The following is a 23,188-nucleotide window of genomic DNA, read 5'->3' on the forward strand; positions in this document are numbered from 1 at the left end:
ACCGCCGTGTCTCGGGTCTCGACGACGCTCGCTGGCGCTCGCTGCTCGACCACCGGTCTGCGCACCGGTCTGGTCGTGAGGCGGGGGTCACGCCATCCGGGCGGCGCGACCGCTCCGAACACTCCACATGCGCTCGCGAATCGCCTACGCCCTCTTCGGGGTCCTCGCGACCCTCGTCGGCGTGGCGGCGGGTCACGTCGTCGCCGCGCTGCTGAACCCCGCCTCCTCACCCGTCCTCGCCGTCGGCTCCCAGGTCATCGACCTGACGCCGACGCCGCTCAAGGAGTGGGCGATCCGGCAGTTCGGCAGCTCCGACAAGCAGGTGCTCATCGGTTCGGTGATGGCGGGCGTGCTGCTGCTCGCCGCCGTCGCCGGGCTGCTGGCGCGCCGCCGCTTCGTCTACGGCGCGGCGCTTCAGGTGGTGCTGGTCGGGGTCGCGGCGTTCACCGCGCTTAACCGGCCGACCACCGAGGCGGTCGACGTCGTTCCGAGCATCGCGACCGTGATCGCCGGGGTCGGTTCGCTGTGGCTGCTGGACCGGAGCGCACGGGCGTCCGCAGGCGACGGGGAGTCGGTGGAGTCGTGGTCGGGGGACCACTCCACCGGCCCCAGCCGGCGTGGCGTGATCATCACCGCCGGGGTGCTCGCCGTGGCCGCAGCGGCGATGGGCGGCGCGGGGCGCCTCATCGGCAACGCACGGAGCAAGCTCCAGGACATCGCGTTCCCGCGCCCGGCCGACCCGGCGCCGGCGTTCCCGAACGGCATCCAGGGCGACTTCTCCGGCATCACGCCGTTCCGCACCGCCAACTCCGACTTCTACCGCGTCGACACGCGCCTCGACGTGCCCGTCGTCGACATCGACACCTGGTCGCTGAAGATCGAGGGGATGGTCGACCAGGAGCTGGAGTTCAGCTTCGACGACCTGCTGGGCATGCCGCTCATCGAGCGCGACATCACGATGACCTGCGTCTCCAACACCGTCGGTGGCCCGTACGTCGGCAGCGCCCGCTGGATCGGCGTACCGCTCGCCGCGCTGCTGGAGAAGGCCGGCGTCCAGGACGGCGTCGACCAGATCCTGGCCACCGACGTCGACGGCATGACCATCGGCACGCCGTACGCCCTGGCCACCGACGGTCGCGACGCCATCGTCGCCCTCGGCATGAACGGTGAGGCGCTGCCGCGCGAGCACGGCTACCCGGTGCGGATGGTCATCCCCGGGCTCTACGGCTTCATCAGCGCCTGCAAGTGGATGACGAGCATCAAGCTGACGACCTACGCCGACGACGAGGCCTACTGGACCGAGCGCGGCTGGACGCCTGAGGCGCCGATCAAGATCAGCAGCCGCATCGACACCCCCAAGGTGCTGCAGGAGATCCCGGCCGGTGACACCTTCATCGGTGGCGTCGCCTGGGCCCAGCAGAACGGCGGGGTCGCGAAGGTGCAGGTGCAGGTCGACGGCGGCGGGTGGCAGGACGCCCAGCTCGGGCCGAGCGCCGGCAACGACTACTGGCGCCAGTGGTACTACCCGTGGACCGCCGAGAGTGGCACCCACACCATCTCCTCGCGCGTCATCGACGGCAACGGCCAGACCCAGAGCGACGTGCGCGCCGAGCCGTTCCCCAGCGGCTCCTCCGGCATCCAGTCGCTGATCATCAAGGTCGCCTGACCCCCGTACGCCGACCCGGCGCACAGTGCCGCTGCAACGCCGCCGACCCGGCGCGAAGTGCCGCACTTCGCGCCGGGTCGGCGTACGTCCGCCAGCACATTCCGCCGGGTCGGCGCACGTCTGCCAGGCGCTCACCAGGACGGGGGTGGTGCAGACCACAAGAACCGGCAACGGATCGACCAATCCGGCTCAGCCACGGCCACGAAGACCCTGTGTAAGCACACCAACGGAAGGTTCCACCATGAAGCGCACCACTCTCCGCAAGACCGGCGCCACGGGTATCGCCGTCCTCGCCCTGTCGATGGGCCTGGTCGCGTGTGGCAGCGACGACTCCGAGGACACCAGCGCCTCGGACACCACGTCGAGCTCGGCCCCCGCCACGTCGGACGCCCCCTCGGAGGACACCTCGGCCTCGGCCTCCGCCTCTGAGGACGCCACCTCCGCCTCGACCGAGCCCTTCGGCCCGTCGTGCAACGCGATCCCCGCCAACGGCAAGGGCTCGCTCGAGGGCATGACCAGCGACCCGGTCGCGACCGCGGCGAGCAACAACCCGCTGCTCAAGACCCTCGTCTCCGCCGTGGGTGCCGTCCCCGGTCTCGCCGACACGCTCAACAGCGCCCCGGCCCTGACCGTGTTCGCGCCGACCGACGACGCGTTCGCCAAGATCCCCGAGGCCGACCTGAACGCCGTGCTGGCCGATCAGACCCAGCTGACCGCGATCCTGTCGCACCACGTCGTGGGCGAGCGTCTCGACCCGACCGCGGTCGTGGGCGAGCACGAGACCCTCAACGGCGACCAGGTCACCGTCGACGGCGACGCCGAGGCCGGCATGACCGTCGACAACGGCACCGCCAACGTCATCTGCGGCAACGTGCAGACGGCCAACGCCAACGTCTACGTCATCGACTCGGTGCTCATGCCGACGAACTGACCTCGTCAGTTCTCACGCCTCAGCAGCAGCCACAGGGAAGACTGACCACGTGGACCAGCTCCGACCCGTGCCGGGCGGCGTCCCCTCCGAGGAGGGGGCGCCGTCCGCGGCCGGTCGTGGCCAGGCGGGACCCGACCTGGTCGACCTGCTGAAGGCCTGTGGCCGCAGCGACGAGGCCGCCTTCGCCCAGCTGTACGACGCCACGGCGTCGCGGGCGGTCGGCCTCGCGGTGCGGGTCGTCCGCGACCCGGCCCAGGCCGAGGAGGTCGCCCAGGAGGCGTTCCTCGAGATCTGGCGCACGGCCGCTCGATTCGACCCGGCCAAGGGCAGTCCGCTGGGATGGCTCCTGACCATCGTGCACCGCAAGGCCGTCGACCGGGTCCGCTCGGCGGAGGCCAGCACGCGGCGGGACACGACGTACCACCAGCAGAACCAACCGATCGACCACGACTCCACCGCCGAGGCGGCGCAGGCTTCCCTCGAGGCCCGACGGGTGCGCAACGCGCTCGAGAGTCTGACGCCGGTCCAGCGCGAGGCGCTGGAGCTGGCCTACTTCGGGGGATACACACACACGGAGGTGGCGACCATGCTCGATCTGCCGGTCGGCACCGCCAAGACACGGATCCGCGACGGGCTGATCCGACTGCGCGACACCATGGGGGTGGGGGCATGATCGACATCCATGCTCTCTCGGGCGCCTATGCCGTCGATGCTCTCGACGACGACGAGCGCTCAGAATTCGAACGACACCTGGCCGAGTGCCCGGCCTGCCAGGCCGAGGTGGCCTCACTGCGCGAGGCCGCGACGCTGCTCGCCGAGACCACACCGGTCACGCCCAGCGCGGTCCTGCGCGACCGGGTCCTGGCCGACATCGCCACCGTGCGGCCGCTGCCGCCGGTCGTCGAGCAACAGCACCAGCCGGCGATCGGCACCGTCACCACCCTGACCTCCCACCGTGAGTCACGCCGGCGCCGACGCGTCGTGCCCTTTCTGGCGGCCGCTGCGGCGGTCATCGCGATAGGCACCGGCGGCGTCGTCTACCAGGCCGTCACCGACGAGCCGCCGACCAGCAGCACCGAGCAGGTGCTCGAGGCCGGCGACGCCCAGCGCTTCACCGTCGACCTCGACGGCGGCGGCACCGCGACCGTGGTCCGCTCCCGCGAGCTCAACCAGGCCGTCATCGAGACCCACGACATGCCGGACGCCCCGGCCGGGCACGCATTCGTGCTCTGGCTCGGTCACGACGGCGTGATGACCCAGGCCGGCGTGATGCCGCAGGGCGCCGACCAGGAGGTGCTGATGAGTGGCGACGCCGCCACCGCGACCAGCGCCGCGGTCAGCCTCGAGGACGCCGACACCAACCCGACCTCCCCGAGCGACGACGTCGTCGCGTCGTTCGACCTCTCCACCTGATCACCCGCACCAGGAGCACCGCATGACCCCGACTCCTCGACGGATCGCGGTCGTCGGCTCCGGCGTGGCCGGGCTGACGGCGGCGTACGTCGCCTCCCGCACCGCGCACGTCACGATCTACGAGGCCGACGCGCGGCTCGGCGGCCACGCCGACACGCACCGCGTCACCGACGCGTCGACCGGGCGCGAGCTGGAGATCGACACCGGCTTCATCGTGCACAACCCGCGCACCTACCCGGTGCTGCTGCGGATGTTCGCCGAGCTCGACGTGGCCACGCAGCCCTCCGAGATGTCGATGTCGATCCGCGACGACGACTCCGGCCTCGAGTGGGCCGGCGCCCTCGGACGCCGCGGGCTGTTCCCGACCGCCGCCAACCTCCGCAACCCGCGCTACCTCGCAATGCTGGTCGAGATCCCGCGCTTCCACGCCCGCGCCAAGGCGCTGTTGGAGGCGGAGGGTGCCGACGAGCCCGACACGACGCTGCGCGAGTTCCTGGCACGCGGCCGGTTCTCGGCGTACTTCACCCGGCACTTCATGGAGCCGCTCGTCGCCGCCGTGTGGTCCTGCGACCCGGCGGTCGCGCTCGACTACCCGGCGCGCTACCTGTTCACCTTCCTGCGCCACCACGGGATGCTCGGCGTCTTCGGCAGCCCGCAGTGGCGCACGGTCACCGGCGGTTCCCACCGGTACGTCGAGAAGGTCGCCGAGCAGCTGCACGAGGTGCGCCTCGGCACCAAGGTCACCTCCGTGCTCGAGACCGCCGAGGGCGTCGAGATCACCGACGGCAACGGCGCCGTGTCGACGTACGACGCCGTCGTGGTCGCGACCCACCCCGGCCAGGCCCTCGCGCTGCTCGCCGAGCCGAGCGCCGTCCAGCGCGACGTGCTCACCGCGATGCCGTACTCCCCCAACACCGCGCTGCTGCACACCGACACCTCGGTGCTGCCGCGCGCCGACGACGCCCGCGCCTCGTGGAACTTCCACCGCCCCTCTGACGACACCGGGCTGCACGTCACCTACGACATGACCCGGCTGCAGCGCCTCGACACCGACATCCACTACCTCGTCACGCTGGTGGACCGCGGCGCCGACCAGGACGTCGTCGACCCGGCCCTGGTCATCGACCGGATGGAGTACGAGCACCCGCTCTACGACCCCACCTCGGTGGCCGCCCAGGCCCGGCTGCGCGACATCGACACCGACCGCGTGGTGTTCGCCGGCGCCTACCACGGCTGGGGCTTCCACGAGGACGGCGCACGCTCGGGGCTCGCGGCCGTGGAGCGGCTCGGCCTCACCTGGCCCGAGACCGCGCCGCGCTCGCCCGCCGACGAGGTCGAGACCGGCCCCTACGAGACGACGATCCGCCACACCCGGCGCTCGCCGTGGCGACGGACCTTCACCCACCGCTCGCACACCTGGGTCGTCGACGTCGACGACCTGCCCGACCACGGGGTGCTCGGGCGGTTCGAGCCGCGCGACCACTTCGACGGCGACGGAGCGTCGATCCGGGCCGAGGTCGAGACATTCCTGGCCGGCGAGGGTGTGCGGCTCGGTGCCGTCCCCGGTGCCGGCCGCATCGTGATGGCCGCCCAGGCCCGGGCCTTCGGCTACTGCTTCAACCCGATCTCCGTCTTCTGGTGCTGGGACGCCGACGGCGAGCCAGCCGCCACCGTCGTCGAGGTGCACAACACCTACGGTGACCGCCACGCCTACCTCGTCCACCCCGACGAGCAGGGTCGCGCCACGACCCCGAAGGCGATGTACGTCTCGCCGTTCCACGGCACCGACGGCGTCTACGACCTCGCCGTGCCCGTGCCCCGCGACGGCCGGCTCGACCTCGTCGTCAACCTCACGACCGACGACGGCGAGCGTTTCCTCGCCTCGCTCGCGGGGCGGCGTACGACGACCACCCCGGCGCAGGCGGCCCCGGCCGCTCTGCGAGGCTCTGCGCTGATCCGAGCCCACGGCATCTGGCTGTGGGCCCGGCGCCTGCGCATCCACCCCCGCCCCGCCCACTCTCAGAGGGGAGTCCAGCGATGACCCAGGTCGCTCCCGACCGCCGCGCGGCCAACCACTGGCCCGGTCTGCACGCCGTCCCGAGCGGCCCCCGCGCCGCCGTCTCCGCACGCGTCGCGCGCGGGCTGTTCCGCGCCGCCGTGAGCCAGCTCGACGTCTCGGTGCTGCTCGAGGGCCGCACGATCGGCCGTGGCGGCCCCGTCATGGTGATCCACCGACCCGAGGAGTTCTTCGCCCGCCTCGGTCGCGACCAGCTGATCGGCTTCGGCGAGTCCTACCTCACCGGAGCCTGGGACGCCGAGGACCTCGGCGGCTTCCTCGAGGTGCTCGCCGCGCGGATGGCCACCCTCGTGCCGGAGCCGCTGCAGCGGCTGCGCCGGCTCGTCGTACGCCGCCCGCCGGCCGAGGAGCTGAGCAGCGACGCCAACGCGCAGGGCAACATCGCCCACCACTACGACCTGTCCAACGAGCTGTTCGAGCTGTTCCTCGACCCGACGCTGAGCTACTCCTCGGCGCTGTTCAGCGCCTCGCAGCTCGCAGCGCGACCCACCGTCGAGGAGCTCGAGGACGCGCAGGGCGCCAAGGTCGAGCGGCTGCTCGACCAGGCCGGCGTCGGCGAGGGCACCCGGCTGCTCGAGATCGGCTCGGGTTGGGGCGAGCTCGCGATCCGCGCCGCCCGCCGCGGCGCGACCGTCCGCACTATCACGCTGTCGGTCGAGCAGCAGCGGCTGGCTCGCGAGCGCATCGGGGCGGCGGGGTTCGCCGACCGGGTCGAGGTCGAGCTGCGCGACTACCGCCACGTCGAGGGCACCTTCGACGCCGTCGTCTCGGTCGAGATGATCGAGGCCGTCGGCTGGCAGTACTGGCCGACCTACTTCGCCACCATCGACCGGGTGCTCGCGCCCGGCGGCCGGGTCGCGATCCAGGCGATCACCATGCCGCACGACCGGATGCTCGCGACGCGCAACACCTGGACCTGGATCAACAAGTACATCTTCCCGGGGGGCTTCCTGCCCTCGGTGCAGGTCATCGACGAGGTCACCCGCGAGCACACGACGCTGAGGATGGCGGCGCCGTTCTCCCTCGGACCGTCGTACGCCGAGACCCTGCGGCTGTGGGACGAGACCTTCCTGGCCGCCTCCGAGAAGGTGCTGGCGCTCGGCTTCGACGAGACGTTCCTGCGGATGTGGCACTTCTACCTCGAGTACTCCCGCGCCGGCTTCGCCTCGGGCTACCTCGACGTCCACCAGCTGACCTTCACGAGGGAGTCCCGATGAGCTCCGGTCCCGCCGCCCCCGTCGCCCCGCGTCTGGAGGAGGCGCTGCGCCCCTTCGTGGGCGGCGACCTGCCGGTGCGGCTCAAGGCCTGGGACGACTCGACGGCCGGGCCGGTCGACGCGCCGCTGGTGGTGCTCAACTCCCCTGACGCCGTACGCCGCCTCGTGTGGCGCCCGGGCGAGCTCGGCGCCGCCCAGGCCTACGTCACCGGCGAGCTCGACGTGCCCGGCGACCTCGACCACGCGCTCACCCACGCCTTCGCCGTGGCGCGCGAGCGGGGCCTGTCCTCGGGTCGCCCGTCGCTGACGGCGCTGCGCACGGCCCTGCGCACCGCGCTCGACCTCGGGGCCCTCGGACTGCCGCCGGCCGCGCCGCGGTCGCAGGCCAAGGTGCGCGGCCGGCTCCACTCGCAGCTGCGCGACCGCGAGGCGATCAGCTTCCACTACGACCTCTCCAACGAGTTCTACGAGCTGATCCTCGAGCCCCAGATGGCCTACTCCTGCGGCTACCACTCCTCGCCCGAGCAGCCGCTCGAGGAGGCGCAGTTCGCCAAGCTGTCGCTGGTCTGCCGCAAGCTCGGCCTCGAGCCCGGCATGACGTTCCTCGACATCGGCTGCGGCTGGGGCTCGCTCTCGCTGCACGCCGCCGAGCACTTCGGCGCCCAGGTCACCGGCATCACCATCGCCGCCGAGCAGAAGCGCTTCATCGACGCCCGCATCCGCGAGCGCGGCCTCGAGGACCGCGTCACGATCAAGCTCTGCGACTACCGCGACTCCGTCGGCGAGTACGACGCCGTCGGATCGCTCGAGATGGGCGAGCACGTCGGCCAGGGCAACTACCCGACGTACGCCTCGGTGCTGAAGCGCTCGGTCAAGCCAGGCGGGCGCGTGCTCGTGCAGCAGATGAGCCGCGCCGGCAAGTGGCCCGGCGGCGGCCCGTTCATCGAGAACTTCATCGCCCCCGACATGCACATGCGCCCCGTCGGCGAGACCGTCGGCTTCCTCGAGGCCGCCGGGCTCGAGGTGCGCGACGTCCATGGCCTGCGCGAGCACTACGTGCTCACCGTCGCCGGCTGGCTCGAGAACTTCCACCGCAACCGCGACCGCCTCGTCGCGCTCATGGGCGAGGAGGTCGTCCGCGTCTGGGAGCTCTACCTCGTCGGCGGCTCCATGGCCTTCCGCGACGGCCGCATGGGCGTCGACCAGATCCTCATGGTCCGTCCCGGTGGTCAGCACACCCTGCCCTGGGTGCGGGACTGGTAGGTGTCGGAATCCCAGCATCTGCTGGGATCGCCAACGTTCTGGGGCGTTGCAACACCCCAGAACGTCAGGAAGTGCCTCCAGCGCCGCCCGCGGGGTGACTGAGTAGTCCAGATTCCGTTCACAGGCGAGCCTCGTCCACAGGCCCGACGGCCGCGGCGAGCAACGATCGGCTCCAGCGGCCAGCCTTGAGGCATGGACACGACCGACGCGCCTGACCCTTTCGACGTCTGGCTCCGACTGCGTCGTGAGCTGGTGGCCGAGAACTGGAAGGACCGCGGCATCGTCCGCATGCTGCAGAACGGCGCGTGGCACCGGCCCAGGCGAGGCGCCTACGTCGAGTCGCCGGCATGGAAGGCCCTGGACGCGTCCGGGCAGCACGTCGTACGCACTCGCGCGGCGATGCGGGCCGCCAGGACCGAGGTCGCGGTGTCGCACGTGAGCGCTGCGATCTTCCACGGCGGTCCGACCTGGGGACTCGACCTGACCGACGTCCACCTCACGAGGAAGGACGGCAAGGTGGGGCGCGACGAAGCAGGCATCCATCAGCACTGCGGGGTGATCGAGACGGGTGACCTGCAGGACGTCCGCGGGTTCGACGTGATGTCGCCGGCCCGGGTCGCCCTCGAGGTCAGCACCATGTCACCCCTCGGGCCCAGCCTCGCCGTGCTCAACGACTTCCTGCACCGCGGACTCACGACTCCCGAAGAGGTCCGCAGGCGCTACGACGCAGGGATCGTCTGCTGGCCCGACAGCCGGGTGACGGAGCTCGTCGTGCGCATGGGGGATCCGCGCATCGAGAGCGTCCTCGAGACCCGGATCTTCCTCCTGTGCCGCGAGGCGGGGCTGCCCGCGCCGGTCCCGCAGTACGAGGTCATCGACCCTGCGACCGGCGTGGTGATCGCACGGCTCGACTTCTGCTGGCCCGAGCTCGGTGCCTGGGTCGAGGCCGATGGGAAGGTGAAGTACACGTCCGGTCTGCGGCCGGGCCAGGACCCCGCCGAGGTGGTCTTCCGCGAGAAGCGTCGTGAGGACCGGATTCGCGAGCTGACCGGGTTCCGGCTGATGCGCCTCGTGTGGTCCGACCTCTCGACACCTGAGGCCACGAAGAGGCGGCTGCGGCACCTCGTGCACCCCGGGCAGATCGAGGCGAGCTGAGGCACTTCCTGACGTTCTGGGGCATTGCAACACCCCAGAACGTTGGCGATCCCAGCAGATGCTGGGATTCCGACACCCTCCCGACCCGGGTACCGGGGAGCACGTGAACGTGGTGATCGTGCTGGTGGCGGGACTGCTGGCGGTGGTGGCGGGGATGACGGCCGCGGCGGTGCGGGCGAAGCAGCTCGACAAGGTCGCGGTGGTGGACATCGCGTGGGGCGCGGGGTTCGTGCTGGTCGCGCTGGTGACCGCGGTCGTGGCGACCGTCCTCGACGACGGCACGGGGTGGCGGCGCTGGCTGCTGGTCGTGATGGTCGCGGTGTGGGGGCTGCGGCTGGCGTGGCACGTGCGCGGGCGGGCCATCGACGACCACCAGGGCAAGGAGGACCCGCGGTACGCCGAGATGCTGGGCGGGCCGCCGTCCGAGGTCGGCATGGGGACCGTCGTGCGCCGGGTGTTCGCGGTGCAGGGCGTCGTGCAGTGGCTCGTCGCGGGACCGGTGATGGTCGGCGTGGTGCTCGGTGTCGAGTGGTGGCCGGTGGTCGTGCTCGGGGTGCTGGTGTGGGCGACCGGGCTGTTCTTCGAGGCCGTCGGCGACCGCCAGCTCGCGGCGTACAAGAAGCAGCCGAAGGAGCAGCGCCCGCAGGTCATGGACCAGGGGCTGTGGCGCTACACGCGCCACCCCAACTACTTCGGCGACGCGACCGTCTGGTGGGGACTGTGGCTCGTCGGCGGGCTCGCCTCGGGCTGGGTCGCGGGGCTCGCGACGATCGTGTGCCCGGTCGCGATGACGTTCTTCATCTACCAGGTCACCGGCGCCAAGCTGCTGGAGAAGACGATGATGCAGCGCCCGGGCTACCCGGAGTACGCGCGGCGCACCTCGATCTTCTTCCCGCTCCCCCCGAAGAAGGCCTGAGCCGCTCCTGCAGGATGGCGGGGTGACGGCAGCGGACTGGAACGGCGACCCGCGGGTCACGTGGTCGGTCCAGGTGCGCGACGCCGACACCGACGAGGTGCTGTTCGAGCAGACACCCGACACGGTCCTGCCGGCGGCCAGCGTCGGCAAGGTGCTGCTGCTGCTCGAGGTGGCGCGCCGCCTCGAGACCGGTGAGCTCGACGGCGCCGCGCCCCTCGACCGGCGTACGACGCCCCGCGTGGCCGACTCGGGCCTCTGGCACCGGATGGCCACCGACGTGCTGCCGCTGCGCGACGTCGCGCTGCTGGTCGCGTCGGTGAGCGACAACTGGGCCACCAACGTGCTCGTCGAGACCGTGGGGCTCCGGGCGTCGGGGCTCCTCGACCTGGTGCGCGACGTGCGCGGGCCCGAGCACCCACCGGCGCTCAGCCTGGCCAACGCCTCGGCGTACGCCGCGCTGATGGGGCGCCTGCACCGCCGCGAGCTGCCGGGCGCCTCGCAGGTGCTCGACTGGCTGGCCTCCGGGGTGGACCACTCGCTGGTGCTGTCGTCGCGGGGTCGCGACCCGCTGGTCGTCGACGACCTGGTGCTCGGCAAGACCGGCGCCGACGACGGCATCCGCGCCGACGTCGGCCTGGTGCGCACCGGCGGCCGGACGGTGGCCTACGCCGCGTTCGCGACGTTCGACCCCGAGCACCTGGCCGTCGCGGTGCGCGACCTGCGGCGGCTGGGCGAGAGCTTCTAGGCCTCGCCGGCCTCGCGCCGGCGCCGCTCCAGCTCGTGGCGCTTGCGCTGCTCCTCCGCCCGGGCCCGCACCTGGCGCAGGAACTCCTCGTCGCGCTCGGGGTCGGTGGCCGCGGCGCGGCCGGGGCGGTCGTACTCCGGGTAGGCCGGGGCGGAGCGCTCGTAGGCACCTGTCGGGCGACGCCCCTCGGGACGGCCCAGCACGAACCACGCGGCGCTGCCCAGCAGCGGGAACAGCAGCACCACGACGACCCACGCGGGCTTGGGCAGCATCCGCATCGTCGTGCCCGGGGTGGAGAGCACCTCGATGAGCGTGTAGACCCACACGACGAAGACGAGGACGCTGAAGACCAGCTCGAGCTTGATCACGGGGCACATCCTGACCCACCGGAGGCCCCGGTGTCTCCGGCTGTCGCGGGACTATTCCACGCCGCGCTTGCCGAGCGGGCCCGGGTCCTCGACGACCTGGAGCGCGCCGGTGTCGGGGTCGCGGAAGGAGACCCGCACGTCCTCGGCCTCCTTGTGCATCTGCGCCCGGACGTAGCTCGCGTAGGCCCGCCGGTCGGCCTCGGTCAGGTCGGGGCGGTCGACGAAGAGCGCCCGCAGCGAGCGCGGCCACAGCCTCCGGGCGAGCACGACGTTGACCTCGATGCCCAGCACGCCGACGAACGCCGCGATGTAGATGATGCCGACGAGGCCGAGGAAGAGCCCGAAGGCGCCGTTCATGTTCTCGGTCTCGCGCAGGACGTGGGTGGCGTAGATCGTGCCGACGTACTGCAGCCCCTGCCACAGGACGGCGACGGTGAACGCCCCGGGCGCAGCGCGGGTGAGGTGGTGGCGTCGGGCCGCGGCGAGGCGGAAGACCACGGTCAGCAGCGCGCCGATGAGCAGCACCGTGACCAGCCGGATCAGCCAGCCGAGGGTGGCGTCGACCCGCGGCCCGAACACCTGCGTCTGCGCGCCCAGCGCCGAGACGATCGTGATGGTCAGGACGAACAGCCCGGCCGTCACCACCAGCAGCAGGCTGCGCAGCCGCAGCAGCACCGGGTTGGGGCGCTTGTTGCGCGGGACCGACCAGGCCACGTTGAGCGCGTTCTGCAGGGCCTGGCCCAGGCCGAGCGAGCCGTACGTCGCCGCGATGATCCCGATGACCGTCGAGAGCGTCGAGCCCTGGAGCCGGTCGGGGCGGCCGAGCTCGTCGCCGATGATCGGGAATGTGCTCAGCGCGGAGTTGATCACCCGCTCCTGCAGCTCGGGGTTGCCCGAGAGGATGAAGCCGAAGATCGAGGTCGCCAGCAGCAGCAGCGGGAAGATCGCCAGGATCGCGTAGAAGCTGATGATCGCCGCGAGGTAGGGCCCCTGGTCGTCGATGAACTTGAAGAACGTCGCCACCGGGAACCCGAACACGCTGCGCTTGCGCTGCGTCCGGTCCAGGACGTCGACGAACCCCACGGGCTACAGGTTAGGGGCGGGTCTTGCCTGGCGTGGTTTCGAGACGGTCGTTGCAGGACCTCCTGAACCACCGGCGGTGACCACCGGTGGTTGAGGAAGGACGGAGTCCTGTCTCGAAACCACTCGTCCCGTCAGTAGCTCTTCGGCAGCCCCAGCGAGTGCATGGCGACGTAGTTGAGGATCATCTCCCTGCTGACGGGGGCGATCCGGCCGGCGCGGGTGGCGACGAGGAGCCCGGCCATGCCGTACTCCTGCGTGATCCCGTTGCCGCCGTGGGTCTGCACGGCGCGGTCGGCGGCGGCGCAGGCGGCCTCGGCGGCGGCGTACTTGGCCATGTTGGCGGCCTCGCCCGCGCCGATGTCGTCGCCGGCGTCGTAGAGCGCGGCGGCCTTCTGGGTCATCAGCCGCGCCATCTCGATCTCGATGTGGCTCTGCGCGAGCGGGTGCGCGATGGCCTGGTGGGCGCCGATCGGGCCCTGGAAGACCGTGCGCTCCCTGGCGTACGCCGTCGCGCGGTCGAGCGCGAAGCGCGCCAGGCCGTTGGAGAACGCCGCCGCCATGATCCGCTCGGGGTTGAGCCCGGCGAAGAGCTGCACGAGCCCGCCGTCCTCGTCGCCGACGACCGCGTCGGCGGGCAGCCGGACGTCGTCGATGAACACCTGGAACTGCAGCTCGGGGCTGACGATCTCCATCGGGATCGGCCGGGCCTCGAAGCCCGGGGCGTCGGTCGGCACGACGAAGAGGACCGGCTTGACCTTGCCGGTGCGGGCCTCCTCGGCGCGGGCGACGACGAGCACGTGGTCGGCCTCGTCGACGCCGGAGATCCAGGTCTTGCGGCCGTTGAGCACCCACTCGTCGCCGTCGCGTCGGGCGGTGGTGGTGATGTTGTGGGTGTTGGTGCCGGCGTCGGGCTCGGTGATCGCGAACGCCATCGTGCCGGTGCCGTCGCAGATGCCGGGCAGCCAGCGCTGCTTCTGCGCCTCGGTGCCGTAGCGGGCGATGATCGTGCCGCAGATCGCGGGGCTCACGACCATCAGCAGCAGCGGGCAGCCCTGCGCCGACAGCTCCTCGCAGACCGCGGCGATGTCGCCGATGCCGCCGCCCCCGCCGCCGTACTCCTCGGGGATGTTGACGCCGAGGTAGCCGTTCTTGCCGATCTCGAGCCACAGGTCGGTCGTCTTGCCGCCCGACCGGGCCTTGTCGGTGAACCACTCGCGGCCGTACTTCGAGGCGAGCTTGGCGACCTCGCGCCGCAGCGTCCGGCGCTCCTCGGACTCCGTGAACGTGTGCGTCATGCGTCTTCCTCCACCACTGCCAGGACCTCACCGGCGGCGACCTGCGCGCCGGGTCGTACGTCGAGCCTCGTGACGGTGCCGGGGCCGGGCGCCCGCACCGTGTGCTGCATCTTCATCGCCTCGAGCACCAGCACCGCCTGGCCCGCCTCGACCGCCTCACCCGCGGCGACCGACACGGCGACGACCGTGCCGGGCATCGGCGCGAGCAGGCTGCCGGTCGCGACCGCGTCGGCCGGGTCGACGAACCGCGGCGTGCGCCGCAGCGCCGCGTGACCGCCGGGCCAGTCGACGTCGACGGCGTCACCGTGCACCGCGACGTCGTACGCCGTGCGCACGCCGCCGGACTCGAGGACCACGCGCTCCGCACTCGCCGAGACGACCTCGGCGCCGTCGACGCGGCAGCCGGGCCACCACGTCACGTCGCACGTCACGTCGCCGGACACGTCGCCGGACTCGAACGACGTCACCTGCGGCTGGCTGGGCACGTTGCGCCACGCGACGGGCACTCCGCGCTGCACGGTGCGGGCCTCGCGGGCCCGCTCGGCGAGGGCCAGGGCCGCCGCGACCGGGGCCAGACCGGGGTCGGGCTCGGGCAGGGCGATCTCGGGCAGCAGGGCCGTGGAGACGTCGCCGGCCAGGAACCTCTCGTCGCGCAGGATCGCCACGAGCTGGTCGCGGTTGGTGCGCACGCCGTGGATGCGGGCGCGGCTCAGCACCCCGGCGAGCCGACGGGCGGCCTCGCGCCGGGTCGGCGCGTGGGCGACCACCTTGGCCAGCATCGCGTCGTAGAACGTCGACACCTCGCTGCCCGCCTCGAAGCCGGCGTCGACCCGGATGCCCGGCTCGCGCGGGACGTCGAACGCCGTCAGCCGGCCGCTCTGCGGCTGGTGGTCGGCGCGCGGGTCCTCGGCGTAGAGCCGCACCTCGATGGCGTGGCCCACGCCGGTGGTCGAGGAAGGACGAAGTCCTGTCTCGAAACCACGCTCCGACTCCTCGGCCGCCGCGATCTGCAGCGCGACCAGGTCGACGCCGTGGACGGCCTCGGTGACGGGGTGCTCGACCTGGAGGCGGGTGTTCATCTCCAGGAAGAAGAAGCGCTCCGTGTCCGGGTCGTAGAGGAACTCCACGGTCCCGGCGCCGACGTAGTCGATCGCCTCGGCGGCCTTGCGCGCCGCGTCGTGCAGCGCGGCGCGGACCTCGTCGGAGAGCCCGGGGGCGGGCGCCTCCTCGACGACCTTCTGGTGGCGGCGCTGCAGCGAGCAGTCGCGGTCGCCGACGACGGTCGTGCCGACGACCTGCACCTCGACGTGGCGCCCGCGCTCGACGTACGGCTCGACGAACACCGTGCCGTCGCCGAACGCCGACGCGGCCTCGGTCTCGGCCGCCGCGATCTCACCGGCGAGGTCCTCGAGGCGGCGTACGACGCGCATCCCGCGGCCGCCGCCGCCGGCGGAGGCCTTCACGAGCAGCGGCAGGTCGGACTCGGTGGGTGCGTCCGGGGCCTCGAGCACGGGCACGCCCGCCGCGCGCATCAGCTCCTTCGCCGCGATCTTGGATCCCATCTGCTCGATCGACTCCGGCGCCGGACCGACCCAGGTGAGGCCGGCGTCGATCACGGCGCGGGCGAAGGCGGCGTTCTCGGAGAGGAAGCCGTAGCCGGGGTGCACCGCGTCGGCTCCGGCCGCGCGGGCGGCAGCGAGCACCGCCTCGACGTCGAGGTATGTCTCGGCCGGGGTGCTGCCCGGCAGCCGCACCGCCACGTCCGCCTCGCGGACGTAGGGCAGCCCCGCGTCGGGGTCGGAGTGCACCGCCACCGTCTCGATCCCCAGCGCTCGGCAGGTGCGGAACACCCGCGACGCGATCTCGGCACGGTTGGCGACCATGAGGCGAGTGATCACGAGATCCCTCCCGGGCCGTCTCGGTGGTTGAGGAGCGCGTTCTGCGCGCGTCTCGAAACCACATCAGTGGTCGTGCGGCTCACGTGGTTTCGAGACGGTCGTTGCACGACCTCCTCAACCACCGCGGTAGAGATCAAGGTCTGAACACCCCGAAACGGTCGGTGCCGACGACGGTCTGGTTCTCGATCACCGAGAGGCAGATGGCCAGGACGGTGCGGGTGTCGCGGGGGTCGATGACGCCGTCGTCGTAGAGCATCCCGGAGAGGAAGTAGGGCAGCGACTGCTCCTCGATCTGGGCCTCGACGAGGTCCTTGATGCCCTGGAAGCCGTCGGCGTCGAAGGGCTGGCCCTTCGACTCGGCCGACTGGCGCGCGACGATCTCCATCACCCCGGCGAGCTGCGCCGGACCCATGACCGCCGACTTGGCGGAGGGCCAGGTGAAGAGGAAGCGCGGGTCGAAAGCGCGGCCGTTCATGCCGTAGTTGCCGGCGCCGTACGACGCGCCCATGATCACGCTCAGGTGCGGCACGGTGGAGTTGGAGACGGCGTTGATCATCATCGCGCCGTGCTTGATGATGCCGCCCTGCTCGTAGGCCGCGCCGACCATGTAGCCGGTGGTGTTGTGCAGGAAGAGCAGCGGCGTGTCGACCTGGTTGGCGAGCTGGATGAACTGGGTCGCCTTCTGCGCCTCCTCGCTGAACAGCACGCCCTGGGCGTTGGCGAGGATGCCGATCGGACGCCCGTGCAGCTTGGCCCAGCCGGTCACGAGCGAGGTGCCGTAGAGCGGCTTGAACTCGTCGAAGACGACCCCGTTGGTCGCCGAGACGCCGTCGCAGATGCGCGCGATCACCTCCCGGGGGTCGAACGGCTCCTTGAGGTCGGCCGGCACCAGGTCGAGCAGGTCCTCGGGGTCGGCGTCGGGCTCGGCCCACGCGGTGGGCGGCGCGACGGCCTTGCGCCAGTTGAGCCGGGCGACGATGCGCCGGGCGATCCTCAGCGCGTCGCGCTCGTCGGCGGCGAGGTGGTCGGCGAGGCCGGAGGTGCGGGCGTGCATCTCGGCGCCGCCCAGCGACTCGTCGTCGGCCTCCTCGCCGGTGGCCATCTTGACCAGCGGCGGTCCGCCGAGGAACACCTTGGCCTGGTCCTCGACCATCACCGTGTGGTCGCTCATGCCGGGCACGTAGGCGCCGCCGGCGGTGGAGCTGCCGAAGACGACCGCGATCGTCGGCTGCTTGCGAGCGCTCGCGCGGGTGAGGTCGCGGAACAGCTTGCCGCCCGGGATGAAGATCTCCTTCTGCGTCGGCAGGTCGGCGCCGCCGGACTCCACCAGCGAGATCGTCGGCAGGCCGTTCTCCTCGGCGATCTGCGAGGCGCGGAAGATCTTGCGGACGGTCCAGGGGTTGCTGGTGCCGCCCTTCACCGTCGGGTCGTTGGCGGTGATCATGCACTCGACGCCCTCGACGACGCCGATGCCGGTGACCACGCTGGCGCCGACCGTGAAGTCGCTGCCCCACCCCGCGAGCGGGCTGAGCTCGAGGAACGCCGACCCCTCGTCGACGAGCAGCTCGATGCGCTCGCGGGGCAGCAGCTTGCCGCGCGCGTGGTGCCGCTCGACGTACCGCTCCCCGCCGCCGGCGACGGCCTTGGCCTGCTCGTCGGCGAGCGAGGCGAGCTTGTCGAGCATCGCGTCCCGGTTCGAGACCGGCGCCGCGGTCACTTCTCGAGCACCGCCTTCATCCGCTCGAGGGTGGTGCGCATGCCGCGCTCGTTGGTGCGCCCCCGCAGCGGTCCCATGACGAGCCAGTAGAGGCGGAACGGCAGGGCGGGGCTCATGGTGAAGTACTCCGTCACCCGCGTCCCTCGGCCGTCCGGCTCCATCTCGTAGCCCCAGGTCGTCACGGTGGTGGAGTCGGTGCCGACCGCGAACTCGAAGACCTCGCCGGGCACGCACTTCGTGACCTGGCACGGCGACCAGTACGTCGGACCGACGCCGTTGCGCTTGACGTGGCCCTTGAAGCTCGCGCCCACCTCGGGTCCGGTCGAGCCGCGCGTCCACCGCGCCTCGAAGGTCTCGGGCGAGAACTCCCCGATCCGGGTCACATCGCTCACGAGCTCCCACACCTGCTGGGGCGTCGCGTCGACGTGCAGCGACACCTCCAGGTGGGGGTCGCGCAGCAGCCTCATCGGGCGTACCCCAGCAGCTTGGCAGCCAGTTCGGTCAGCACCTCTGTCGCTCCTCCTCCGATGGGCAGGAGACGGGCGTCGCGGTAGTGCCGCTCCACCTCGCTCCCGTGCATGTAACCGGTGCCGCCGTGCAGCTGCACCGCCGTGTCGCAGACGTACGTCGCCGCGTCGCACGCGGTCTGCTTGGCCAGGCACGCCTCGGCGATGACGTCCTCGCCGCGCACGTGCCGCTCGGCGACCGCTCGCGTGTAGGTGCGGGCGACCTCGACCTGGCGGCGCATCTCGACGAGCTGGTGGCGCACGACCTGGTTGGCGACGAGCGGCTTGCCGAACGTCGTGCGCTCGCGGCAGTACGCCGCCGCCAGCTCGAGCGCGCGGGCGGCGATGCCGTAGCCGTGCACGGCCAGCGCGATCCGCTCGACCACGAACTGCGCGGCGATCTGGAAGAAGCCGCTGCCCTCCGCGCCGACCAGGTGGCCGAGCGGCACCCGCGCGCCGGCGTACGACAGCTCGGCGGTGTCGGAGCAGTGCCAGCCCATCTTGCGCAGGCTCCGGTCGACCGTGAAGCCGGGTGTGCCAGCCTCGACGACGAGCAGGCTGATGCCGCCGTGGCCGGGCCCGCCGGTGCGCACCGCGGTGGTCACGAAGTCGGCGCGGACGCCGGAGGTGATGAAGGTCTTGGCGCCGTCGACGACCCAGGCGTCACCGTCGCGGGTCGCGCGGGTGGTGATGCCCGCGACGTCGGAGCCGCCCCCGGGCTCGGTGACGCCGAGCGAGCCGATCAGCTCGCCGGCCAGGGTGGGGCGCACGAAGCGGTCGATCAGGTCGGCGTCCTTGCTCGCCGCGATGTGGGGCAGCGCGATGCCGCTGGTGAACAGCCCGGCCATCAGCCCGCTCGACGCGCCCGCGGCGAACATGCCCTCCTGCAGGTCGACGCTGTCCATCAGCGTGCCCCCGCTGCCGCCGACCTCCTCGGGGAACCCGATGCCGAGCAGCCCCTGCTCGCCCGCGCGGCGGTGCAGCTCGCGCGGGATCGACCCGGCGTCCTCCCACTCCTGCAGGTGGGGCGCCACCTCCCGGCGCACGAACTCCGCGCCCAGGTCGTAGGTCGCGCTCATCGATGGCCTCCCACCGACAGTGGTTTCGAGACGGGCCTAGCGGCCCTCCTCAACCACCGGCCGAACTCGACCACCGCTGGTTGAGGAGGTTGCGCAGCAACCGTCTCGAAACCACGGACCGTCACAGTCACAGCAGCTCCTCCGGGATCTCGACGTGCCGCGAGCGCAGGAACTCTCCTAGCCCCTTGGCCTGGGGGTCGAAGCGGCTGCTGGCCGCGACGCCCTGGCCGAGCAGGCCGTGGGCGACGACGTTGACCGCACCGAGCCCGGGCAGGCGGTGCACCTCGACGTCGAGGTCGGCGGCCTCGGGCAGGAGGGTGCGGACCGCGTCGGGCGTGACGAGGTCGAGCAGCCAGGCCACGCGGGCGTCGTACGCCGGGGAGCCGTCGTGGGCGACCCAGAGGCCGACGTTGGCGTCGCCGCCCTTGTCGCCGGAGCGGGCGTGGACGAACGTCCCGAGCGGGGTCCTCACGCGACCTCCTCCCGCCGGCCGTCGTGGTGCACGACGACCTGGTGGACGAGGTCGCGGTCGACGAGCTCGGGGCGGTAGACGCCGTAGGGCGTGGGCTGCTGGGGCGGGGTGGTCATCGTGAAGCCGGGGTAGGACGCCAGCGCGAGCTCGACCGCCGGGCCCGTGAACGCGCGGCCGACCGGGCCGGCCTCGGGGTCGCGGACCGTGCAGCGCAGCAGCACCGAGGCGGCCTCCTCGCTGGTGGCGTCGGGCGGGGGCGCGACCACCTGCGACCACTCGACGTCGCGGGCGGTCAGCTGCGGGTCGAGCTGGGCTCGCACCCAGGCGGCCTTGTCGTCGACGTCGAGACCGGTGAGCACGAACTCGACCTGGTTGCGGAAGCCGCCGAGCTCGTTGACGCAGACCTTGAGCCGCTCAGGCGCCGCTTCGCCGCGCACACCGCTGATCGCGACCCGGTCGGGTCCGTGCTCAGCGAGCCGCACGGAGTCGAGGTCGACGGTCACGTCGGGGCCGAGGTAGCGCGTGGACTGGATCTCGTAGACCAGCTGAGCCGTGACCGTGTCGAGGGTGACGGCGCCGCCGGTGCCGTCGTGCTTGGTGACGACGCTGCTGCCGTCGGCCGCGACCTCGGCGATCGGGAACCCGAGCGGCCGGCTGAGGTCGAGCGAGCGGAACCCCGAGAAGTTGCCGCCGGTGGCCTGGGTGCCGCACTCGATCACGTGTCCGGCGACGACGGCGCCCGCGAGCGCGTCGTACGCCGTCGCGTCCCAGCCGTGGTGGTGCCAGGCGGGTCCGACCACGAGGCTGGCGTCGGTGACCCGGCCGGTGACGACGACCTGCGCGCCGGCGTCGAGCGCGCGGGCGATGCCGGCGGCGCCGAGGTAGGCGTTGGCGGTGAGCGCTCCGTCGAAGAGCGCGAGGGGTCGCAGGTCGTCGCCCTCCACGTGGGCCACGGCGACGTCGAGACCGAGCCCAGCGGCGACCTCGCGGACGCGGTCGGCCAGGCCGGCGGGGTTGAGCCCGCCGGCGTTGCTGACGATCCGCACACCGCGCTCGGCGGCGAGGCCGAGGCAGTCCTCGAGCTGGCGTAGGTGGGTGCGGGCGTAGCCCAGCGAGGGGTCCTTCATCGTGTCGCGGCCGAGGATGAGCATGGTCAGCTCGGCGAGGTAGTCGCCGGTCAGGACGTCGAGCGGGCCGCCCTCGAGCATCTCGCGCATGGCCGAGATGCGGTCACCGTAGAAGCCGGAACAGTTGCCGACGCGCAGCGGGGCGCTCACGAGGCCGCGTCCCGTCCGGGCCCGGGCGGGCCAGCGAAGGCCTGCGCGATCTCGAGCCACCGCTCGGCGCCGGGACCGGTGGCGACCAGGTCCGTGTCGACTCGGTGCACGCGCTGGGTGACCAGGCGGCAGAAGTCGTACGCCGACCCGCGCACCGACTCGGGCGCGTCGTCGGGGCCCCAGCTCCACACGTCACCGCTCGGCGCGGTCAGCTCGACGCGCAGCTCGGCCGCCGGCACCTCCTCGCCGTGGGTCGCGAAGGCGAAGCCCCGGGTGCGCACGCCGAGGTAGGCGACGTGGCGGATGCGATCGGTCGGCTCGGGGTGGGTGCCGGCCGCGTCGTGCACGTCGAGCGCGTGGGCCCAGGTCTCCATGAACCGTGCCGTCGCCATCGACGCCGCCGACATCGGCGGGCCGAACCACGGCATCTTCACGCCCTCGGCCAGCGCCAGCAACGCCTCGCGCAGACCGGCCCGCGAACGCCTCCAGCGGGCGAGCACCTCCTCGCGGGGCAGCGCGGCGATGGCGTGGGCCTGCGCGTCGACGTAGCCGTCGGGGTCACCGATGGCCTCGAGCACGACGGCGTCCCAGGCGGCCTTGCCCCCTGCGCCGTCGACAGGCTCCTCGTGGGCGTGGGCGGCGAGCGTGGCCACCTCGTCCGTCCAGAGCAGGTGGGCGACCTGGGTGGCGACGTTCCACCCCGGAGCCGGGGTGGGCGCGGTCCAGTCGACGGTGTCCAGGGCGGCCTCGAGCTCGGCGCCCTCGGCGGCCAGGTCGTCGAGAAGGCCGGTGAGCAGGTCGGTCATGCGTTCTCCCCCGGGGTGCCGAGCGCTCCGTCGAGAGTGAGCGCCCACTGGTCGAGGATCCGGCGGCGCCGGTGCGCGTCGTCGGTGATCGTGTTGGCCAGGCCCAGGCCCCGGACCAGGTCGAGGGTCGCCTGCACGAGCTCGCGCACCCCCGGCACCGACTCGTCGGCGCCGAGCAGCTCGACCGTGAGCCGGTGGGTGTGCCGGCCCAGCTCGCGCTCGAGCGGCGCGACCTCGGCCAGCAGCGCCTCGTCGGTGCGGGCGGCGACCCAGAGCTCGAGCGCGGCCGCGAACACCGGCGAGGAGAAGTGGTCGCCCAGCATCCGCAGCACGGCCCTGGTGCGCCGGGCGCCGCGGGGGAGCCGACGCGCGGCCTCCTCGAGCTCGCGGCCGCGCACCTCGGTGACGTGCTGCACGGCCGCCACGACGAGGTCCTGCTTGCTCGGGAAGTGGTGCAGCTGCGCCCCGCGGCTCACCCCGGCCCGCTCGCTGACCAGTGTGGTCGAGGTCCCGGCGTACCCCCGCTCGACGAGCAGCTCGACGGTGGCCTCCAACAGCCGGGCCCGCATGGCCCGGGTGCGCTCCTCCTGGGGCACCCGCACCGCCGCCTGGCTCACGGGCCCACCCTGCCCCGCCGATCAACAAACAGTCAAGACTGACTTTTTCCTGAGACCGGGCTGGGCCGACGCGTCGACAGTGCAACTTCCGGGGTCACCTGGTGGCCCGAAAGTTCGACTGTCGATCTCCGGGCCGCGGCGACCACGGCCGCCGGCCATCAGTGCAACCTTCCAGTCACCTGATGACCAGGAAGTTGCACAGACGGTCTCCGGCCCGACGGGTCCGTCGACAGTGCAACTTTCGGGGTCACCGGGTGACCCGGAAGTTCGACTGTCGACGTCCCGACCACGCCGAGCTCACGCCCGGTCGTGCAGCGTGACGTGGTAGCCGTCGAGGTCGGCGAAGGTGAAGGTACGGCCGAACGGCCCGTCGAAGGGCTCGGTGACGACGGTGTGACCGTCGGCGGCCAGGGCGTCGTGGATGGCCTGGACGTCGGTGGAGTGCATCCAGATGGCCGCACCGACGCCGGGCTGGGGCGCGGCGTCCAAGTCGGTGCCGGCCACGAGGTCGCGCAGCGCGAAGGCGATCGGCCGGGTCTCGAAGACGACGGCGTGCGGGGGGCCGGCCTGAGAACGGGCCAGGCCGAGGTAGCGGGTGTAGAACTCCGCGGCGCGCTCGAGGTCGCGGGTCTGGAGCGAGACGAAGTCGGGGCCGGTGACGAACATGGTTGCCTCCTGGGTTGATGTC

At 72.2% G+C, this 23,188-nt stretch carries 22 protein-coding genes; 10 read left to right on the top strand and 12 right to left on the bottom strand.

The features are described from left to right. Positions 1-127: 127 nt before the first annotated feature. From GRQ65_RS16870 to GRQ65_RS16915, 10 genes are all read left to right on the top strand, one after another. The gene (locus GRQ65_RS16870; protein ID WP_160879166.1) at positions 128-1,666 is read left to right on the top strand and encodes a molybdopterin-dependent oxidoreductase; all 1,539 of its coding nucleotides are present in this window, start codon (positions 128-130) and stop codon (positions 1,664-1,666) included. A gap of 241 nt (positions 1,667-1,907) precedes the next feature. Next, complete coding sequence (locus tag GRQ65_RS16875; RefSeq protein WP_160879167.1) at positions 1,908-2,597, top strand: fasciclin domain-containing protein; 690 nt, start codon at positions 1,908-1,910, stop codon at positions 2,595-2,597. A 49-nt stretch (positions 2,598-2,646) separates the two neighbouring features. Then, complete coding sequence (gene sigK / locus GRQ65_RS16880) at positions 2,647-3,270, top strand: ECF RNA polymerase sigma factor SigK (protein WP_160879168.1); 624 nt, start codon at positions 2,647-2,649, stop codon at positions 3,268-3,270. Next, entirely contained in the window at positions 3,267-4,010 is a 744-nt protein-coding gene (locus tag GRQ65_RS16885; protein ID WP_160879169.1) for an anti-sigma factor, read from the top strand. Before sigK ends, GRQ65_RS16885 begins: the two co-directional genes overlap by 4 nt. 22 nt (positions 4,011-4,032) lie before the next feature. After that, positions 4,033-6,051, top strand: coding sequence for an FAD-dependent oxidoreductase (locus tag GRQ65_RS16890; RefSeq protein ID WP_160879170.1), 2,019 nt, complete (start codon positions 4,033-4,035; stop codon positions 6,049-6,051). Then, positions 6,048-7,304 (top strand): SAM-dependent methyltransferase, encoded by a 1,257-nt coding sequence (locus tag GRQ65_RS16895; protein WP_160879171.1) that lies wholly within the window; start codon positions 6,048-6,050, stop codon positions 7,302-7,304. The genes GRQ65_RS16890 and GRQ65_RS16895 overlap by 4 nt, the downstream gene beginning before the upstream one ends. Next, the gene (locus GRQ65_RS16900; RefSeq protein ID WP_160879172.1) at positions 7,301-8,566 is read left to right on the top strand and encodes a class I SAM-dependent methyltransferase; all 1,266 of its coding nucleotides are present in this window, start codon (positions 7,301-7,303) and stop codon (positions 8,564-8,566) included. Before GRQ65_RS16895 ends, GRQ65_RS16900 begins: the two co-directional genes overlap by 4 nt. A 192-nt stretch (positions 8,567-8,758) precedes the next feature. Beyond that, positions 8,759-9,721 carry a hypothetical protein gene (locus tag GRQ65_RS16905; protein WP_160879173.1) on the top strand — a complete coding sequence of 321 codons (963 nt, stop codon included), beginning with the start codon at positions 8,759-8,761 and terminating at the stop codon, positions 9,719-9,721. 103 nt (positions 9,722-9,824) lie between these two features. Continuing rightward, the gene (locus GRQ65_RS16910) at positions 9,825-10,637 is read left to right on the top strand and encodes a DUF1295 domain-containing protein (protein ID WP_337191808.1); all 813 of its coding nucleotides are present in this window, start codon (positions 9,825-9,827) and stop codon (positions 10,635-10,637) included. A 22-nt stretch (positions 10,638-10,659) separates the two neighbouring features. After that, on the top strand, positions 10,660-11,382 hold the full coding sequence (locus GRQ65_RS16915) for a serine hydrolase (RefSeq protein WP_160879175.1): 723 nt from the start codon (positions 10,660-10,662) through the stop codon (positions 11,380-11,382). Here the strand turns inward: GRQ65_RS16915 and GRQ65_RS16920 are convergent. The 12 genes from GRQ65_RS16920 to GRQ65_RS16970 all read right to left on the bottom strand — a co-directional run bounded on the left by GRQ65_RS16920 (position 11,379) and on the right by GRQ65_RS16970 (position 23,166). Continuing rightward, on the bottom strand, positions 11,379-11,750 hold the full coding sequence (locus GRQ65_RS16920) for a PLDc N-terminal domain-containing protein (protein WP_337191809.1): 372 nt from the start codon (positions 11,748-11,750) through the stop codon (positions 11,379-11,381). The genes GRQ65_RS16915 and GRQ65_RS16920 overlap by 4 nt on opposite strands. Before the next feature lie 51 nt (positions 11,751-11,801). After that, positions 11,802-12,833, bottom strand: coding sequence for a YhjD/YihY/BrkB family envelope integrity protein (locus tag GRQ65_RS16925; RefSeq protein ID WP_160879177.1), 1,032 nt, complete (start codon positions 12,831-12,833; stop codon positions 11,802-11,804). A 131-nt stretch (positions 12,834-12,964) separates the two neighbouring features. After that, positions 12,965-14,128, bottom strand: coding sequence for an acyl-CoA dehydrogenase family protein (locus GRQ65_RS16930; RefSeq protein ID WP_160879178.1), 1,164 nt, complete (start codon positions 14,126-14,128; stop codon positions 12,965-12,967). After that, complete coding sequence (locus GRQ65_RS16935) at positions 14,125-16,026, bottom strand: ATP-binding protein (protein WP_160879179.1); 1,902 nt, start codon at positions 16,024-16,026, stop codon at positions 14,125-14,127. Before GRQ65_RS16935 ends, GRQ65_RS16930 begins: the two co-directional genes overlap by 4 nt. A gap of 133 nt (positions 16,027-16,159) precedes the next feature. Continuing rightward, complete coding sequence (locus tag GRQ65_RS16940; RefSeq protein ID WP_160879180.1) at positions 16,160-17,710, bottom strand: acyl-CoA carboxylase subunit beta; 1,551 nt, start codon at positions 17,708-17,710, stop codon at positions 16,160-16,162. A gap of 29 nt (positions 17,711-17,739) precedes the next feature. Continuing rightward, positions 17,740-18,210, bottom strand: coding sequence for an SRPBCC family protein (locus tag GRQ65_RS16945; protein ID WP_160879181.1), 471 nt, complete (start codon positions 18,208-18,210; stop codon positions 17,740-17,742). Beyond that, positions 18,207-19,328, bottom strand: coding sequence for an acyl-CoA dehydrogenase family protein (locus GRQ65_RS16950; protein ID WP_160879182.1), 1,122 nt, complete (start codon positions 19,326-19,328; stop codon positions 18,207-18,209). The genes GRQ65_RS16945 and GRQ65_RS16950 overlap by 4 nt, the downstream gene beginning before the upstream one ends. 127 nt (positions 19,329-19,455) lie before the next feature. Then, complete coding sequence (locus GRQ65_RS22915) at positions 19,456-19,800, bottom strand: AtuA-related protein (protein WP_237448410.1); 345 nt, start codon at positions 19,798-19,800, stop codon at positions 19,456-19,458. After that, positions 19,797-21,077, bottom strand: coding sequence for an acyclic terpene utilization AtuA family protein (locus tag GRQ65_RS16955; protein ID WP_337191810.1), 1,281 nt, complete (start codon positions 21,075-21,077; stop codon positions 19,797-19,799). Before GRQ65_RS16955 ends, GRQ65_RS22915 begins: the two co-directional genes overlap by 4 nt. Next, entirely contained in the window at positions 21,074-21,883 is an 810-nt protein-coding gene (locus GRQ65_RS16960; protein WP_160879183.1) for a TIGR03084 family metal-binding protein, read from the bottom strand. Before GRQ65_RS16960 ends, GRQ65_RS16955 begins: the two co-directional genes overlap by 4 nt. Continuing rightward, the gene (locus GRQ65_RS16965; RefSeq protein WP_337191811.1) at positions 21,880-22,500 is read right to left on the bottom strand and encodes a TetR/AcrR family transcriptional regulator; all 621 of its coding nucleotides are present in this window, start codon (positions 22,498-22,500) and stop codon (positions 21,880-21,882) included. Before GRQ65_RS16965 ends, GRQ65_RS16960 begins: the two co-directional genes overlap by 4 nt. A gap of 297 nt (positions 22,501-22,797) precedes the next feature. Continuing rightward, positions 22,798-23,166 carry a VOC family protein gene (locus GRQ65_RS16970; protein ID WP_160879184.1) on the bottom strand — a complete coding sequence of 123 codons (369 nt, stop codon included), beginning with the start codon at positions 23,164-23,166 and terminating at the stop codon, positions 22,798-22,800. Between the last annotated feature and the right edge of the window lie 22 nt (positions 23,167-23,188).

The organism is Nocardioides flavescens (genome assembly GCF_009823805.1).
Lineage (GTDB): Bacteria > Actinomycetota > Actinomycetes > Propionibacteriales > Nocardioidaceae > Nocardioides > Nocardioides flavescens.